Consider the following 14,457-nt stretch of genomic DNA (forward strand, 5'->3'; position numbering starts at 1 on the left):
CAACCTAGTGGTTTTAAAGCTTAGGTCAGTGCACTTAGGATTTAACCTTATGCCATCTAACTAATTTTTTCTACTTTCGTAACTATCACGCTTAGGCTTATTTCATCCTTACGTTGTAGTTTAGTTAGCTTTAGGGGTTTCCAGCAATTCAAAGGATTTTGGATGTATTTCATACATCACTCCATGCTCTTTACGAACATGGGAGGCTGTCAACAATTTTCTAAGTTAAAAGTTATAAAACTTTACAGTAAGTTATAACTTTTTATAACTTATTTGTAACTGTTAGTTACCTCCAAAGGCCATTAAATCATTACTATATAATATTCCATCAAAAGCATGACCTGATTTTATAAGTTCCCCTGTGGCTTTTATTCCTGACTCTAGTGTAAAATCTCCTTGCTTTATTATGTTTTCATTATAAATATTAAGCTTTTTAACTTCTTCCTTAAATCTACCTAACCTTCTCCTAGAAATTTCAAGGCTCATATTTCCCGTTACAAAGGCTATTTTTCTCCTATTTTTTTTATAGTAAAGATATTCTATAGCTTCTTTTATGCCCTTCTCTTCATTGCAAAATACACCATAATAATCTTCAGAACTTTTCATATATCTATCTAAGACTACAAAAGGAATATTATTATTTTTAAAGAACTTTATGGAATCATTATTATTACTATGAGATATTAAAATTACTCCATCTACAAGTTTACTTATTAATAATTCTAAATATTCTTTTTCTTTTAAAGCTTTATTATCTGTATTACAAAGAAAAATATTATATTTTCTATCACTAGCAGCATCTTCTATAGCCCTACAAATTTCAGAAAAGAAGGGGTTGGTAATATCAGGTACTATTATTCCTATGGTTTGAGTCTTTTTAGTGCTTAAACTTCTGGCAATAGAATTTGGTACATAATTCATTTCCCTGCATATCTTAAGTACCTTTTCTTTTGTATCTGTGCTTATACTTTCATCCTTATTGTTAATTACCATTGAAACTGTAGCTTTTGAAACGCCAGCCATTAGAGCTATATCTTTCATTGTAACCTTATTCATTTATATTAAACTTCTCCATAAGCATCCCTTACTTCAGCTAAAGTTGGTATAGAACTCTGTGCCCCTTCTCTAGTTACAGTTATAGATGAAACTTTATTGCCTAAGGTTACAGCTTCAATTATATTCTCAAAATTTAGCTCTCTTAACTGTCCTAGTTTACTAGACATAGCCCCTATAAAAGAATCTCCAGCTGCAGTAGTATCTATAGCTTTAACTTTAAAAGCTGGTACAATCATGCTATGCTCTTTAGAAATAATAGCAGCACCTCTGCTTCCTAAGGTAATTACTACAAACTTAACTCCTTTATTTAAAAATACCTCTGCTGACTCTCTAGCTTTTTCTAAATCTGTAATTTCTACCCCTGTTAACTCAAAAGCTTCTGTTTCATTAGGTATAATTATATCTGTGTATTTTAGAATTTCACCCTTAATTTCCATTGCTGGTGCTGGATTTAAAATAGTAATCTTATTAAATTCCTTTGCTATTTTAAATGCCTTTTCCCCTATCTCTATTGGGGTCTCTAATTGAGTTATAACTACATCACTATTTTCTATGGATGACTTTGATTTTTCTACGTCTTCTAAATTAAGTTCCATGTTTGCACCAGATACAACACATATAGTATTGTTTCCATCCCTATCAACAGTTATTATAGCTACTCCTGTAGATGTACCTTCCATTATGTTAATATCTTCTAATCTTACTCCATCTTTCTCCATAGATTCCAGAAGAATTTGTCCATTTTCATCTTTTCCAACTGCGCCAACAAAGCTAACTTGGCAACCTAATCTACTAGCAGCTACTGCTTGATTTGCACCCTTTCCCCCTGGAATTTTGATAATATCTTTTACTAATATAGTCTCACCTTTTTTTGGTAAATTCTTAGTGTTTAAAACTAAATCCATATTTATACTTCCAATTACACATACTTTACTCAAAATTTTCACCTCATTTGTTTTATGAACTAAACCGGTTAATTGAATTTTAACATTTGTTAAAAATTCTGTCAACGTTCCTAAATTCAAAACATAGATTTACAATATATATAAAACAATATAAACTATATTTAAGTAGATTAAAGGGGGAATTAAGTATGCATAATAAAAATATAAAAACTGCCTATTTTGCAGGTGGATGTTTTTGGTGTATGGTAGATTGCTTCTACCTTTTAGAAGGAGTTATTGATGTTAAAGTGGGTTATTCTGGTGGGAACACAAAACAGCCAACTTATGAAGAGGTAAAATCTCAAAAGACAGGTCATTATGAGACAGCTATGGTAGTATACGATAGTTCTATTACTCCTTATAAAGAATTATTATCTATGTTTTGGAGACAAATAGATCCTACAGATGATGGAGGGCAATTTCAAGATAGGGGATCTTCATATAAAACAGCTATCTTTTATGAAAGTGACGAGGAAAAAATTATGGCTGAAAACTCTATACTTGATCTAAAAAAATCAAATAAATTTTCTAAGCCCATAGTAACAAAACTACTTCCTCTTAAAAATTTTTATCTAGCTGAAGATTATCATCAAAATTTTCCTGCTAATAATCCAAATGAGTACAAAGAGGATAGAGAAAAATCAGGAAGAGATAACTTTCTAAATAAAATTTGGAGTTAATATGATTAAATAAAATCTATTCCATAATACATAGTAATCCTAAATAATAATAAAACTATACATAAGCGGAAAACCAAACACCTTTTATGCATAGTTTTATTCATAGTATATTAATATATATCTTTCATTATATCTTTCTTGGAAGAAATACAGTAAAGATAGTTCCAACACCTTCATAGCTCTCTACATTAATTTCTCCACTATGCTTATTAACTAAATCTTTTACTATAGTTAATCCATAACCCCTACCATCCCCATCTTTAGTTGAAAATCCCTTATTGAAAAGCTTTTCTTTAATTTTCTCAGAGATAATGGGATATGAATTAGTAATACATAAAATTACTTTGTCCTCAAACTCCCTAATTTCTATAGAAAGAATTCGTTTTTCTTCCTTGCATTTTTCTAGTTCATAACAAGCGTTGTCCATAAGATTAAAAAAAATTCTACAAAGATCTATATTATTAATATACATATGATCTAATCCACATTCTATGTCTAGCTCCACCTCTATACCTTTAGATTCAGCAATAGCCACTTTTGTATGAAGTATAGCTGCAAACTCAACATTATTTAACTTGCTAATAGAAAAAGCCTCATCTATTCTGCCATTTATATCATATATATATTCTCTAGCTTTATTTATTTCATTCATGTGCAATAAACCTAATATAACACTTAGATGATTCTTAAAATCATGTTTTTGTAACCTTAAAGCATCAATAACCTCTTCAGAGGAACTTAGCTTTTTTACACTTTCGTTGTTTAATTTTATAAGATTTAAAATTCCTCCCAGAGTATAACTTGCTATTATAGCAAGGCCAACTATAATTAAAATCATACTTTTAGCATTTTTTATTGGTATATTTTTTTTATCCATTAAAAATACACTACTTAAAGTGAAAAATATTAAAAAGTTTTCAACTAACACTACGATTATTAAAAAATAAATTTTCTTATATGACCTCATATGTACACCTATTTTCTAACCTTATATTGGTCTAAATTTACTATATTATGCTTAGAAATAGAAAATATTACAAATAAAATAATTAACAGTGAATTTGATGCTATTACTATTAATAAAGAAATAATATCACCAGCACTTAATAACTTGTCTAAATCCACTTTAAATATATGGATCATGGGAAACAAAACTATAAGTTCTTGAATAATTATTAATGAAAAAGATATTAAACTTGATATGGTAGCTATTATTAAAGACTTTTTTAATACAAGTTTACAGACTAAAGTATATATAATTGCTATTATAATTACATGGGAACCATTTTTTAAATTTAAAATACTATACATATATCTTATAATTGCTATATTTAATGTGTTTAGTAAAATTATCTTAATAAGTTCTTTGAGTTTAATATGTATGCCAATTATGCTATATCCAACAGTTGTCATCAAGAAACTCTGGAAAATGTATCCAAAAGCTTTTAAAAGCATTTTCTTTTCACCTCATAGAGTTTATCTTTTGTTTATCGGTATTTAATCTTTAGTAAGGCTTAAAGATTAGTCTTCTAAATCTTTTGGCATTTTTGGTTGGTATGCAATATAATTGCATGCTGCTTTTGCATTAGAAAACGCAATTGAATCAAATAATGCTTTTGTAAATTCTAAAAATTTCTTGAACATATTAGTTCCCCCTTACATTGTTTTTTATATTAATCAAGCTAAATAGCTTGTCAATAACATTTAAAAACTTATATCCTAATGGAGTAATAGAGAAGGTTTGCCATAGTATCCCCATGGATATATGAAAGGAAATTTCATTTACGTTTTTTCTTATGTAAAACCAAAAAATGTTGAAGCAATACCAAATTATAATATAAACAAAAGATAATTTTTTAAGTTTTTCTCTTTTTTCTCTATTGTTAATAGGTTTTTCTTCAGTATCTGCTGGTGCATAATTGTATAAAGCCCAAATTGAATATAAAAGTATCATAAATTCCATTATAAAATATATACACTGGGTAAAATTTAATCCTAATATATATTTTGAAACTATACAAATTAAATTTACTAATATACTACTAAATATAGTACATCTAATCATTGTGCTACAATGTGCACCACCTGATAATCCTCTATATAAAGTCATAGAAAGTATGAGAATTAGCACAGAGAAAAAATTTCCTAAAAGATATGCTAAAGCTAAACTTCCAATATAACCTGAGATAGTACTTATAGCAATAGTTACTCCGTATTTCAAAATAGCCTTATCCCTGTCGCTTAAATTTAAATTTTTATCATAAATAAAAACAATATTGTCTATAAACTTTTCCATCCCTTCACATCCCTAACAGTATATTTAACTAAAATATACCTTTTTGTTACAGGAACGTCAAGCATTTTTTGTATTATTTTTACATGTTTTTTCATCAAAATTCGAGTGATTTAGCTATTATTTTACTTTAATATAAATACTATCGTTTATTATCATAATATCATATTTTTTAATTAGAAAGCAATGAAAATAGAGGTAAAATGTCTATTTATAAGTTATTTTTTATTTATATGATTTTTTTTGAAATTAATTTGCAACTAAATTTAATATATGTTTAGTTTTTTATATAATCACTGTATTTTTTGGTATAATTCTTTTATACTTTTTATATAATATTCCGGTTTTAGTTTTAATAATTCTTCCCTATTAAGCATTGAATAACTTACAAGTGCAGTTTTTGTGCCAGCATTTTTTCCACATAAAATATCATAAGAACTATCACCTACCATTATACACTCACTAGGCTGTAATTTTAAAATATCACAAGCTTTATATATAGGATCAGGATTTGGTTTATGTAGTTCTGTGTCTTCTGGTGTAACTATAACATCCATATATTTAAGCATTTCACTAAACTCTAAGCCTTTTATTGCAGCTTCTCTTCTTTTAGAAGTTACTACAGCTAGCTTGTACCCCTTTTCCTTAAATAATTTAACCCCCTCTAGTGACCCATCGATATGTCTTGTATACACATCATGAACTCTCATATTATATTCCATATAAAACTTAGTCAGTTCACTCCATTTGTCTCCTCCATACCTCTTCATTGTTACATATAATGGTTCTCCAAAAAAGCCTAGTATTTCTTCTCTTTCTACACAAAGCCCTAAAAACTCTTTAAATGTATGTTGAAAGGAATTTATTATAAGCTCATTTGTATCCAATAGTGTACCATCTAAATCAAATAATATTCCTTTAATCATATTTGCCTCCTCTAAACCTTATCTATTTGTAATAATAAATTATATCTATTGTAATAATAACATATATAAATATTTCTTTTAAGTTGTATATAATTATATCTTAAAAACAAGTAAATTTCATTTATTTGTTTTACAATATTCGAGTATTTTTTCTATTATTTTATAATAACACATTATTGTATTGACATTTTATTTTTATTATAATAAACTTTTAATTATTTTATAAAATGAAATATTTAGCTTTAAAATATTCACTTTATCCACTGTCTATTTATTCTAAACCTACTATGGCTTAGAATTACCAAAAGATACTTAGTAGCCTGGATAATTGTATATAAGCTTCGGATAGAGTTAAAACTCCACCTGAAACTAACAATCCTATTTATAAATCTAAAGGAGGAGAAAATATTGAATAAACTACTTTATACTATTCCTAAAGAAAAACATTCTATAAAAGAATTAAAGGAAATACTATTATCTCATAGTGAAATAAAATTTGTATCATTTATGGGTATAGATTTATCTGGTAATGATACAGATGAAAGAATCCCCATAAGTGTATTTATTGAGGATTTAAACAAATTTCTATATAAAAGTGCTGTTCAAACAGACGGTTCCTCTGTTGTTTTACCTGGTATAGCTTCTTTAAATAACGCAAAACTAGATATGATAGCTGACTTAGACTGCACATGGTTTATAGACTATAATTATGAAAATATAGATAGCTCAACTAATCTTCCAATAGGAACTTTAAAAATTCCATGTTTCCTATTTCATGATAATAAACCAGTGGATTCAAGACATATTCTAAAGAATTCCATGTCTTTATTTAAAGAAGATTTATTAAAACTACTAAAAGATAATCCTCATATTTGCAAAGATCATAAATTTAATTTTGAAGAAGTAAAAGATTTAAAATTTACAGTAGCCACAGAACTAGAATTTTGGGTTAAAACTCCTAACGACAAGGCTCATACTGAGGAACTTACTACTTCACAAGTACTTAAAGAACAATACTGGACCCGTACAAAAGGTGCTGTTAGAACCTCTCTTGAACAATGTTTACTTTTAATGGAGTCCTATGGTCTAGAACCAGAAATGGCTCATAAAGAAGTTGGAGGGGTAAAAGCTCAATTAGACCAAAGTGGAACTTTTACTCATATTATGGAACAGTTAGAAATAGATTGGAAATATTCTGATGCACTGCAAGCTTGTGATAATGAGATTTTTATAAGAAATCTAGTTAAAGAAACCTTCAGACAAAATGGTCTTGATGTTATATTTCTTGCAAAACCTATTAATGATGTAGCAGGAAGTGGTGAACACGTCCATGTAGGTGTTGCAGTAGAACTTACAAATGGTAATATAATAAACCTATTTACAGCTACAAAAGAACATTTCTTAAGTATAATAGGTTATGGAGCCTTAATGGGAATACTTAAAAATTATGAAGGAATAAACCCTTTTGTATCTTCTACTAATGACTCTTTAAAAAGGCTAAAACCAGGTTTTGAAGCTCCAGTATGTATAGTAACTTCTCTTGGTCATAGTATCCATGTCCCTTCAAGAAATAGGACTATACTAATTGCTTTAATTCGTGATATGGAAAATCCTTATGCTACAAGGTTTGAATTAAGATCACCAAACCCCCATACAAACACATATCTAGCTGTATCAACTCTATACCTTTCAATGATAGAGGGTATTGAATACGCAATAACTTGTAATAAAACTGAAGATGATCTTTTAAAAGAGTTATCTAAAAAGCCTGGAGATACTGCTGAATATTTAGAGCATTCTAGAGCATATAGAAGTGAAGAAAACATTTTTGAAGACTTTACCGAGGAAGAAAGGGAAATTTTCTTTGGAAAAGCCCCAAAAACTGTATATGAAAATATTAAAAATTTAGATTGTGATGATAAAGTAAACTTTCTTAAAAGAGGCAATGTATTTAATAATAAACTTATAAATAGCTTTAAATTAGGAGCTCAAACAAGATGGCTTACAGAAATACAAAATAGGATACTAAATGAATATACAAATGAAATTAGACAATATAAAATGGTTCACTCTATAGATAAAGCTTTGGATTTGGATCTAGCTAACTTTCAAAAAATAAATAATTTAAGGTATTATCTAATGAAAGACTCTTATACTAATATAAGCCTTTTTTCTATGATTAGAGAGGCCATCGATAAAAATGATCTTGAAAAAGTCTCAGAACTTCAAATAGAACTAGAAGAAAAAATGGATGAACTTAGACATATGTATACCATATATTTAAAAAACTTAATAGACATTTAAAGTAATCTTAAAATTTTCTTATTTTAATTTGTATTTTAAATAATTGATTAAAGTTTCATTTGATTACACCCTTAGAAATAATTATCAGATACGTATCCACTCTAATACCCTCAACTTAAAGAAAGTGGGAGTATTAGGGTTGATAGTCATGGGATAAAATAACTTTATATTAGTTGTATTGACTTTTATATTTTGTTTAGTTATCATGTATTAGGTTATTGGTATAACTTATACTATTTTATGGAATACTATAAAAAAATATAAAGAGGTGTAATCTATGAAAAAACTTAATAAAGTACTCTACTTATTTTTATGTATAACCATGATCCTATCTTTTTCTGCTTGTGGCAATACATCTAATAAGGGTAAGGAGTCTAGTGAAAATAAATCTATAGAAACTAAAGATACAAATAAAAGTTATCCAAAAAAGATAAAAGATTTTCTAGGAAAAGAAATAACTCTAGAAAAAGAACCTACTAGAGTAGTCTCCTTAGCTCCTAGTGCAACTGAAACTATCTTCGCTTTAGGACGTGGAAATCTTTTGGTAGGAAGAACTGATTATTGTAATTATCCTAAAGAAGCAACTAAAATTGAATCTATAGGTAAGCTTGACGAACCTAATGTAGAAAAGATTATATCACTAAAACCAGATGTGGTTTTTTCAACATCACTTACAAAGCCAGGAATTATAAAAAAACTTCAAGATGCCAACATTAAGGTTCTTAATGTCTTAGAAAATACCATGGGCTTTGAAGATGTATATAAAAATATAAATCTTTTTGGAGATACCTTAAATGCTAAGGATAAATCAGATGAAGTAATTAAAGATATGAAGGATAAAGTAACCTCCATTTCTAATAAAACTAAAAACACACAAAAACCAAAAGTATATTATGTAATATCTTATGGTGAAGCTGGTGATTATACAGCTACTGGTGATACTTTTATAAATGAACTAATAAACCTAGCTGGTGCAGATAATATAGCCAAGGATGCTAAGGGATGGAAATATACAAAAGAAAAGATTATTGCAAATAATCCTGATATAATAATAGTATCTAAACACATGGATAGTAAAAAAGGATTTATGAGTAATCCCTCATATAAATCTTTAAAAGCTGTAAAGGAAAATAAAGTATTTGAAATCGACAATAATAATTTAGATATTCCTAGTCCAAGGTTGGTAGATGGATTAGAGGACCTTACAAAAATAATTCACCCAGAATTATTTAAATAATGAAGTAAATTTAAAATTGGAATCCTTAAAATAGGATTCCTTTTTTAAGGCAATACATAAAGCGATTTTTAGGTACATATAAGCCCTTTTCTACCACTTTGAATAATATAGGGTGTTAGTGTTGATAATCACGAGATAAAGTGGATTTATAAAAAAATCAAAAATAATAAATATATAGGTGTTCTTATATATTTATTATATATTATAATAGTTATAAACAGAGTTCTTGTTTCAGAGGGAGTTTACCCCTCTTTGAGGAAGATGGAGTATTAGAACGGATAGTCATGGAATAAAGAGAGTTTTTAGTTTTATGGGGAATCTTTACTTCCACTTTGAATAAAATGAAGGTATTAGAGCGGATAGTCATGGATAAATGAGAGGAGGATTTAATTGTGGATAAAAACAAAAAAGAAATCTATGAACTAATAAATATTGCATGTAGAATGGGACAAATCATCTTAGAAAATGGGGGAGAAACCTATAGGGTAGAGCAAACTATTAATATTGTATGTAAAGCTTATAACTATAAAAACACGGAAAGTTTTGTAACCCCTACTGGAATAATGATTTCCATAACAGACGACAATGATGAAACTATTTCTTTAATTAAAAGGATAAATTCTAGGACAGTTAATTTAAGTAAAGTCTCCATGATTAATGACCTTTCTAGGAAAATTGGTAGTGGACAAATTCCTATATCTAAACTTAAAACCATGTTAAATGACATAGATAATTCTCCAAATTATGCTCAACACACTAAAGCATTTTTTACTGCATTGGCTTCTGGTGCATTTTGTGTACTATTTGGTGGAGGATTTAGGGATTTTTTAGTATCTTTTATTGTAGGCTTTCTTTTAAATTACCTTGGTATTTATCTTTCTAAAATTGAGGTTAACACATTCTTTATAAATGCATTTTCTGGCTTTTTAGCTTCTATATTTGCTATAATAGCTGTTAAATATGGATTAGGAGCTAATGAAGATAAAATTATAATAGGTTCTATAATGCTACTACTACCTGGAATTTCTATAACAAATGCCATAAGAGATATTATTGCAGGAGATTTAGTTTCGGGAATATCCAGAACCATTGAAGCTTTTCTAAATGCTATTGCTATAGCCTTAGGTACTGGTGTTGGTTTTAATTTTTGGATATCTTTTTTTGGAGGTCTTTAAATATGATTAAGTTACTACTAGATTTAACTTATGCATTTCTTGGATCCTTAGGATTTTGTGTATTATTTAACATACGTGGTAAAAGTCTCTTTGCAGCTTCTATTGGTGGAGCTGTTGGTTGGTTTGTTTACGAATTAATTCCACTTATGGGGGTAAGTTCTAATAACAATGCTATTTTTATAGCAACTATAGTTATTAGTATATATTCTGAAATCATGGCTAGAATACTAAAACAACCTGTTACAGTATTTGTAATTGCCTCTATGATCCCTCTTGTTCCTGGAAGTGGTATGTATTATACAACTTTTGAGGCCGTACAAGGCAATATAGATAAAGCCGTTGCTCATGGACTAAAAACCCTTTATGATGCTGGTACTATTGCTATAGGAATAATTTTAGTTTCTACCATTGCTAGGATTTTAAAACAAAAAAAATTCTTAAATATTAATTTTATTCCTACTAAAAAATCTAAGAAAACTTTAAATACAAAATAAAGATCAACATACCTAGTTGATCTTTATTTTGTAAACATTATAAGAGTTTTAATTAATTCATCTAACTTTTTTTCATCTAGATTTTGAGTGTCTTCAACTATGCATTTATTAGCATAGTTTTCAAGTACTATGGCACCTACCTTGTTCATAGCAGATCTTACTGCTGCTACTTGAACTAATATATCCCTACAAGGTAAATCTTCTGATACCATCTTTTCAATTCCCTTAACCTGTCCTTCAATTTTTCTTAATCTTATTAAAATATCTTTTTTCTTATGGTTTTTATTATTTAATTCATTTAAATTACCAGGCATAAGCTCACTCCCTATTTAATACAAATGAAGCTATAGTCCAATTGATTATATCACTTAGCTAATATTTATTCAAATATACGGAGTTTTATTATACTTTTTTAAACTTCCATCTACTAACCATTAAATAAGATAATAATAAAACAATTATTAAGGTAATTCCTACGTTTAATACTCTATTAATATCAAATAAAGAATAAACTGCGAGAGACATTCCTGCACAAGTAATTGGAATCCCTGTAAATACTCCCGCAAAATCTGTTATATTGTACTTTGCTAACCTATATGCCCCTGCAACCGGAAAAATTATTAATGATATATATCCTATAATTCCTAAACTTCCGAAGTTATTCATGTTAAATACTAATAAAGAAGGTGCAACACCAAAAGATATTAAATCTGCAAGAGAATCTAATTCTTTTCCAATATCATTACATACATTTAAGGCCCTTGCTATTCTTCCATCATATCTATCTAATAATGCAGCCAAAATTATAAATAAGCAAGCATATTTATAGGCCCCTTCATATGTCATAAGAAGGGAGATTACTCCACAAGATAAGTTGCCTAAAGTAAATATATTCGGTAAAAAACATTTTATTTTTTCACTCATAAATTCAACTCCAATTCCAATTTAAAAAACTTATAATATTCTATTATATAATAATACCATTCATAACTTATATTTCTCTTATATTAATCTTAAATTTACCTTAAATCCTAAATTCATAAGTTAATTTACTTATAAACCTATTAATTCCTATTCAACAATTAATTATTTGTTTAAGTATTAACTACAAAAAGTTAATATTTTTTATAAAAAAATAGGTTGACTTTTAATGTTATAAATGCTATGATTTAGTCATAAAAAGTCGAACTTTGTAGAGGAGGTTTTCTAATGAAATCAACAGGTATTGTTAGAAAGATTGACGAGTTAGGGAGAATAGTAATTCCAATAGAATTAAGAAGGACTTTAGACATTGAAATTAAAGATTCTCTAGAAATATTCGTAGAAGGTGAACATATCATATTAAAGAAATACAATCCTTCTTGTATATTCTGTGGAAATGCAAGAGATGTTATAAACTATAAAGGTAAAAACATCTGCCAATCTTGTTTAACACAATTAAAGAATGACTAATTAAGTAATATATTTTTGTACATATATTATTTCATAAAAAGGAGCTTATCTAGTGTAAGCTCCTTTTTATGTAGAATTTACTCTTCTATGGAAATACCTAATTCTTTTAATTGTTTTTCATCAACCAAATTCGGTGCTTCTGACATAGGACAGAAAGCATTTTGATTTTTAGGGAATGCTATAACATCTTTTATGTTTTCAGTATTTGCAAGGAACATTATAAGCCTATCTAAGCCATATGCCATTCCCCCATGTGGTGGTGGTCCATATTTAAATGCCTCTAATAAGAAGCCAAATCTTTCCCAAGCACTTTCCTTAGTGAAACCTAGTGCACTAAACATTCTCTCTTGAATATTAGCATCGTGAATTCTTATGCTTCCTCCACCTATTTCTTCCCCATTTAAAACTATATCATATGCCTTAGCCCTAACTTTTCCTGGGTCGCTTTCTAAAAGCTCTAGATCTTCATCCTTAGGACTTGTAAATGGATGGTGTTTTGCCACATATCTATTTTCTTCTTCATCATATTCTAATAATGGGAATTCTGTAATCCAAACAAATCTAAACTCTTTATTATCTTTTAATATTTCTAATGTCTTTGCCATTTCAAGTCTCAATGCCCCTAGAGATTGTAATACAACCTCATCTTTATCTGCAACTATTAAAATTAAATCTCCTACTTTAGCATCTAATTTTGAAATAATTTCATTTAACTCTTCTTCTTTAAAGAATTTAGCTATTGGTGATTTTATTTCATTATCTTTTATAGCTATCCATGCAAGGCCTTTTGCCTTATATGTCTTTACAAAGTCAGTTAACTTATCTATTTGTTTTCTTCCCATATCAGCTGAATTTGGAACTACAATAGCTCTAACTGAACCGCCATTTTCTATGGCATTTTTAAACACTGCAAATTCTGAAGCTTTAACTACTTCTGAAATATTTTTAATTTCCATGCCAAATCTTAAATCAGGTTTATCTGATCCAAATCTATCCATAGCTTCACTATAAGGCATTCTTTCGATTGGAAGCTTTACATCATAGTTTAAAACTTCCTTAAATACTTTTTTAATTAATTGTTCATTTACATTAATAACGTCGTCTTCTTCTACAAAGGACATCTCAATATCTACTTGAGTAAATTCTGGTTGTCGATTAGCTCTTAAATCTTCATCTCTAAAGCACTTAACTATTTGAAAGTATCTATCATAGCCTGACACCATAAGTAATTGCTTAAATATTTGTGGTGATTGGGGTAATGCATAGAATCTTCCTTTATAATTTCTACTAGGAACTAGATAATCTCTTGCTCCTTCTGGTGTGCTTTTAGTAAGCATAGGAGTTTCTATTTCTAAAAATTTATTTTCATCTAGAAAATCCCTAATAATCTTTGTAGTTTTATGTCTTAACATAATATTTCTTTGCATATCTGGTCTTCTAAGATCTAAATATCTATATTTTAATCTTATATTTTCAGCAGCATCTAAATTTTCTTTTATGTAGATAGGTGGTGTTTCTGATTCTGAAAGTATCTTTATACTCTTAGCTTTAAGTTCTACCTTTCCTGTTGGTAAGTTTTCATTTGCAGACTCTCTTAATACTACTTCTCCAGTTACTGTAATGCAGTACTCTGGCTTAACACCATCCGCTTTATTAAATGCTTCCTTATTTATCTCTTCTCCAAAAACTACCTGCATTAATCCTGTTCTATCTCTAAGATCTATAAATACTAAAGATCCTAAATTTCTTTTTCTTTGAACCCAACCCATGAAAGTCATCTTTTGCCCTACATTGGTTTCTCTGGTGTCGCCACACATCATGGTCCTTTTTAAACCTAAAAGCTGTTCACCCATGTCCTTCATCCTTTCATTATTTTCTATAAATCATTATACATCT

The 14,457-nt window shown here is 28.4% G+C and carries 16 protein-coding genes; 6 read left to right on the forward strand and 10 right to left on the reverse strand.

Annotated features, from left to right (window positions below):
• Window positions 1–282: 282 nt before the first annotated feature.
• Together FNZ64_RS00455 and rbsK are read right to left on the reverse strand one after the other, a co-directional pair.
• On the reverse strand, window positions 283–1,056 hold the full coding sequence (locus FNZ64_RS00455; protein WP_142412916.1) for a LacI family DNA-binding transcriptional regulator: 774 nt from the start codon (window positions 1,054–1,056) through the stop codon (window positions 283–285).
• Window positions 1,057–1,061: 5 nt separating this feature from the next.
• A complete protein-coding gene (gene rbsK, locus FNZ64_RS00460; protein WP_142412917.1) occupies window positions 1,062–1,994 on the reverse strand; it encodes a ribokinase in 933 nt (310 codons plus the stop codon).
• Between the two features lie 155 nt (window positions 1,995–2,149).
• On the opposite strand from rbsK, the gene msrA reads away from it, so the two are divergent.
• Window positions 2,150–2,680 (forward strand): peptide-methionine (S)-S-oxide reductase MsrA, encoded by a 531-nt coding sequence (msrA, locus tag FNZ64_RS00465; RefSeq protein ID WP_185903630.1) that lies wholly within the window; start codon window positions 2,150–2,152, stop codon window positions 2,678–2,680.
• Between the two features lie 127 nt (window positions 2,681–2,807).
• Here the strand turns inward: msrA and FNZ64_RS00470 are convergent, their stop codons facing one another.
• The 5 genes from FNZ64_RS00470 to ppaX form a co-directional block, all read right to left on the reverse strand.
• Window positions 2,808–3,557, reverse strand: coding sequence for a sensor histidine kinase (locus tag FNZ64_RS00470; protein ID WP_185903631.1), 750 nt, complete (start codon window positions 3,555–3,557; stop codon window positions 2,808–2,810).
• A 98-nt stretch (window positions 3,558–3,655) separates the two neighbouring features.
• Window positions 3,656–4,135: a hypothetical protein gene (locus tag FNZ64_RS00475; RefSeq protein WP_142412919.1), complete on the reverse strand. Its 480-nt coding sequence runs from the start codon at window positions 4,133–4,135 to the stop codon at window positions 3,656–3,658.
• 66 nt (window positions 4,136–4,201) lie between these two features.
• A complete protein-coding gene (locus tag FNZ64_RS00480) occupies window positions 4,202–4,324 on the reverse strand; it encodes a cyclic lactone autoinducer peptide (RefSeq protein ID WP_142412920.1) in 123 nt (40 codons plus the stop codon).
• 1 nt (window position 4,325) lies between these two features.
• Window positions 4,326–4,976 carry an accessory gene regulator ArgB-like protein gene (locus tag FNZ64_RS00485; protein WP_142412921.1) on the reverse strand — a complete coding sequence of 217 codons (651 nt, stop codon included), beginning with the start codon at window positions 4,974–4,976 and terminating at the stop codon, window positions 4,326–4,328.
• A gap of 290 nt (window positions 4,977–5,266) precedes the next feature.
• Complete coding sequence (gene ppaX / locus FNZ64_RS00490) at window positions 5,267–5,899, reverse strand: pyrophosphatase PpaX (protein WP_142412922.1); 633 nt, start codon at window positions 5,897–5,899, stop codon at window positions 5,267–5,269.
• 405 nt (window positions 5,900–6,304) lie between these two features.
• Here ppaX and FNZ64_RS00495 point away from each other — a divergent pair, with 405 nt between their 5' ends.
• The 4 genes from FNZ64_RS00495 to FNZ64_RS00510 all read left to right on the forward strand — a co-directional run bounded on the left by FNZ64_RS00495 (window position 6,305) and on the right by FNZ64_RS00510 (window position 11,109).
• The gene (locus FNZ64_RS00495) at window positions 6,305–8,203 is read left to right on the forward strand and encodes a type I glutamate--ammonia ligase (RefSeq protein WP_142412923.1); all 1,899 of its coding nucleotides are present in this window, start codon (window positions 6,305–6,307) and stop codon (window positions 8,201–8,203) included.
• Window positions 8,204–8,480: 277 nt separating this feature from the next.
• A complete protein-coding gene (locus tag FNZ64_RS00500; RefSeq protein WP_142412924.1) occupies window positions 8,481–9,440 on the forward strand; it encodes an ABC transporter substrate-binding protein in 960 nt (319 codons plus the stop codon).
• Between the two features lie 392 nt (window positions 9,441–9,832).
• Entirely contained in the window at window positions 9,833–10,615 is a 783-nt protein-coding gene (locus FNZ64_RS00505) for a threonine/serine exporter family protein (protein WP_243129165.1), read from the forward strand.
• A 2-nt stretch (window positions 10,616–10,617) separates the two neighbouring features.
• The gene (locus tag FNZ64_RS00510; RefSeq protein ID WP_142412925.1) at window positions 10,618–11,109 is read left to right on the forward strand and encodes a threonine/serine exporter family protein; all 492 of its coding nucleotides are present in this window, start codon (window positions 10,618–10,620) and stop codon (window positions 11,107–11,109) included.
• Between the two features lie 23 nt (window positions 11,110–11,132).
• On the opposite strand, the gene FNZ64_RS00515 is transcribed toward FNZ64_RS00510, so the two are convergent.
• Together FNZ64_RS00515 and pssA are read right to left on the reverse strand one after the other, a co-directional pair.
• Complete coding sequence (locus FNZ64_RS00515) at window positions 11,133–11,423, reverse strand: metal-sensitive transcriptional regulator (RefSeq protein ID WP_142412926.1); 291 nt, start codon at window positions 11,421–11,423, stop codon at window positions 11,133–11,135.
• Window positions 11,424–11,511: 88 nt separating this feature from the next.
• Complete coding sequence (gene pssA, locus FNZ64_RS00520; protein ID WP_142412927.1) at window positions 11,512–12,033, reverse strand: CDP-diacylglycerol--serine O-phosphatidyltransferase; 522 nt, start codon at window positions 12,031–12,033, stop codon at window positions 11,512–11,514.
• 285 nt (window positions 12,034–12,318) lie between these two features.
• Here pssA and FNZ64_RS00525 point away from each other — a divergent pair, with 285 nt between their 5' ends.
• A complete protein-coding gene (locus FNZ64_RS00525) occupies window positions 12,319–12,561 on the forward strand; it encodes an AbrB/MazE/SpoVT family DNA-binding domain-containing protein (RefSeq protein ID WP_142412928.1) in 243 nt (80 codons plus the stop codon).
• 77 nt (window positions 12,562–12,638) lie between these two features.
• On the opposite strand, the gene aspS is transcribed toward FNZ64_RS00525, so the two are convergent.
• Window positions 12,639–14,414 (reverse strand): aspartate--tRNA ligase, encoded by a 1,776-nt coding sequence (gene aspS, locus FNZ64_RS00530; RefSeq protein ID WP_142412929.1) that lies wholly within the window; start codon window positions 14,412–14,414, stop codon window positions 12,639–12,641.
• Between the last annotated feature and the right edge of the window lie 43 nt (window positions 14,415–14,457).

This window comes from Hathewaya massiliensis (genome assembly GCF_902143515.1).
Classification (GTDB): Bacteria; Bacillota; Clostridia; order Clostridiales; family Clostridiaceae; genus Hathewaya; species Hathewaya massiliensis.

Bases quoted from the DNA above. Each gene is read 5' to 3' on its own strand.
- FNZ64_RS00475 (WP_142412919.1), bottom strand. From the start codon at position 4,135: ATGCTTTTAAAAGCTTTTGGATACATTTTCCAGAGTTTCTTGATGACA.
- pssA (WP_142412927.1), bottom strand. From the start codon at position 12,033: ATGAGTGAAAAAATAAAATGTTTTTTACCGAATATATTTACTTTAGGC.
- FNZ64_RS00470 (WP_185903631.1), bottom strand. From the start codon at position 3,557: ATGGATAAAAAAAATATACCAATAAAAAATGCTAAAAGTATGATTTTA.
- FNZ64_RS00510 (WP_142412925.1), top strand. From the start codon at position 10,618: ATGATTAAGTTACTACTAGATTTAACTTATGCATTTCTTGGATCCTTA.
- ppaX (WP_142412922.1), bottom strand. From the start codon at position 5,899: ATGATTAAAGGAATATTATTTGATTTAGATGGTACACTATTGGATACA.
- FNZ64_RS00455 (WP_142412916.1), bottom strand. From the start codon at position 1,056: ATGAATAAGGTTACAATGAAAGATATAGCTCTAATGGCTGGCGTTTCA.
- aspS (WP_142412929.1), bottom strand. From the start codon at position 14,414: ATGGGTGAACAGCTTTTAGGTTTAAAAAGGACCATGATGTGTGGCGAC.
- FNZ64_RS00485 (WP_142412921.1), bottom strand. From the start codon at position 4,976: ATGGAAAAGTTTATAGACAATATTGTTTTTATTTATGATAAAAATTTA.
- msrA (WP_185903630.1), top strand. From the start codon at position 2,150: ATGCATAATAAAAATATAAAAACTGCCTATTTTGCAGGTGGATGTTTT.
- FNZ64_RS00480 (WP_142412920.1), bottom strand. From the start codon at position 4,324: ATGTTCAAGAAATTTTTAGAATTTACAAAAGCATTATTTGATTCAATT.
- FNZ64_RS00515 (WP_142412926.1), bottom strand. From the start codon at position 11,423: ATGCCTGGTAATTTAAATGAATTAAATAATAAAAACCATAAGAAAAAA.
- FNZ64_RS00525 (WP_142412928.1), top strand. From the start codon at position 12,319: ATGAAATCAACAGGTATTGTTAGAAAGATTGACGAGTTAGGGAGAATA.
- FNZ64_RS00500 (WP_142412924.1), top strand. From the start codon at position 8,481: ATGAAAAAACTTAATAAAGTACTCTACTTATTTTTATGTATAACCATG.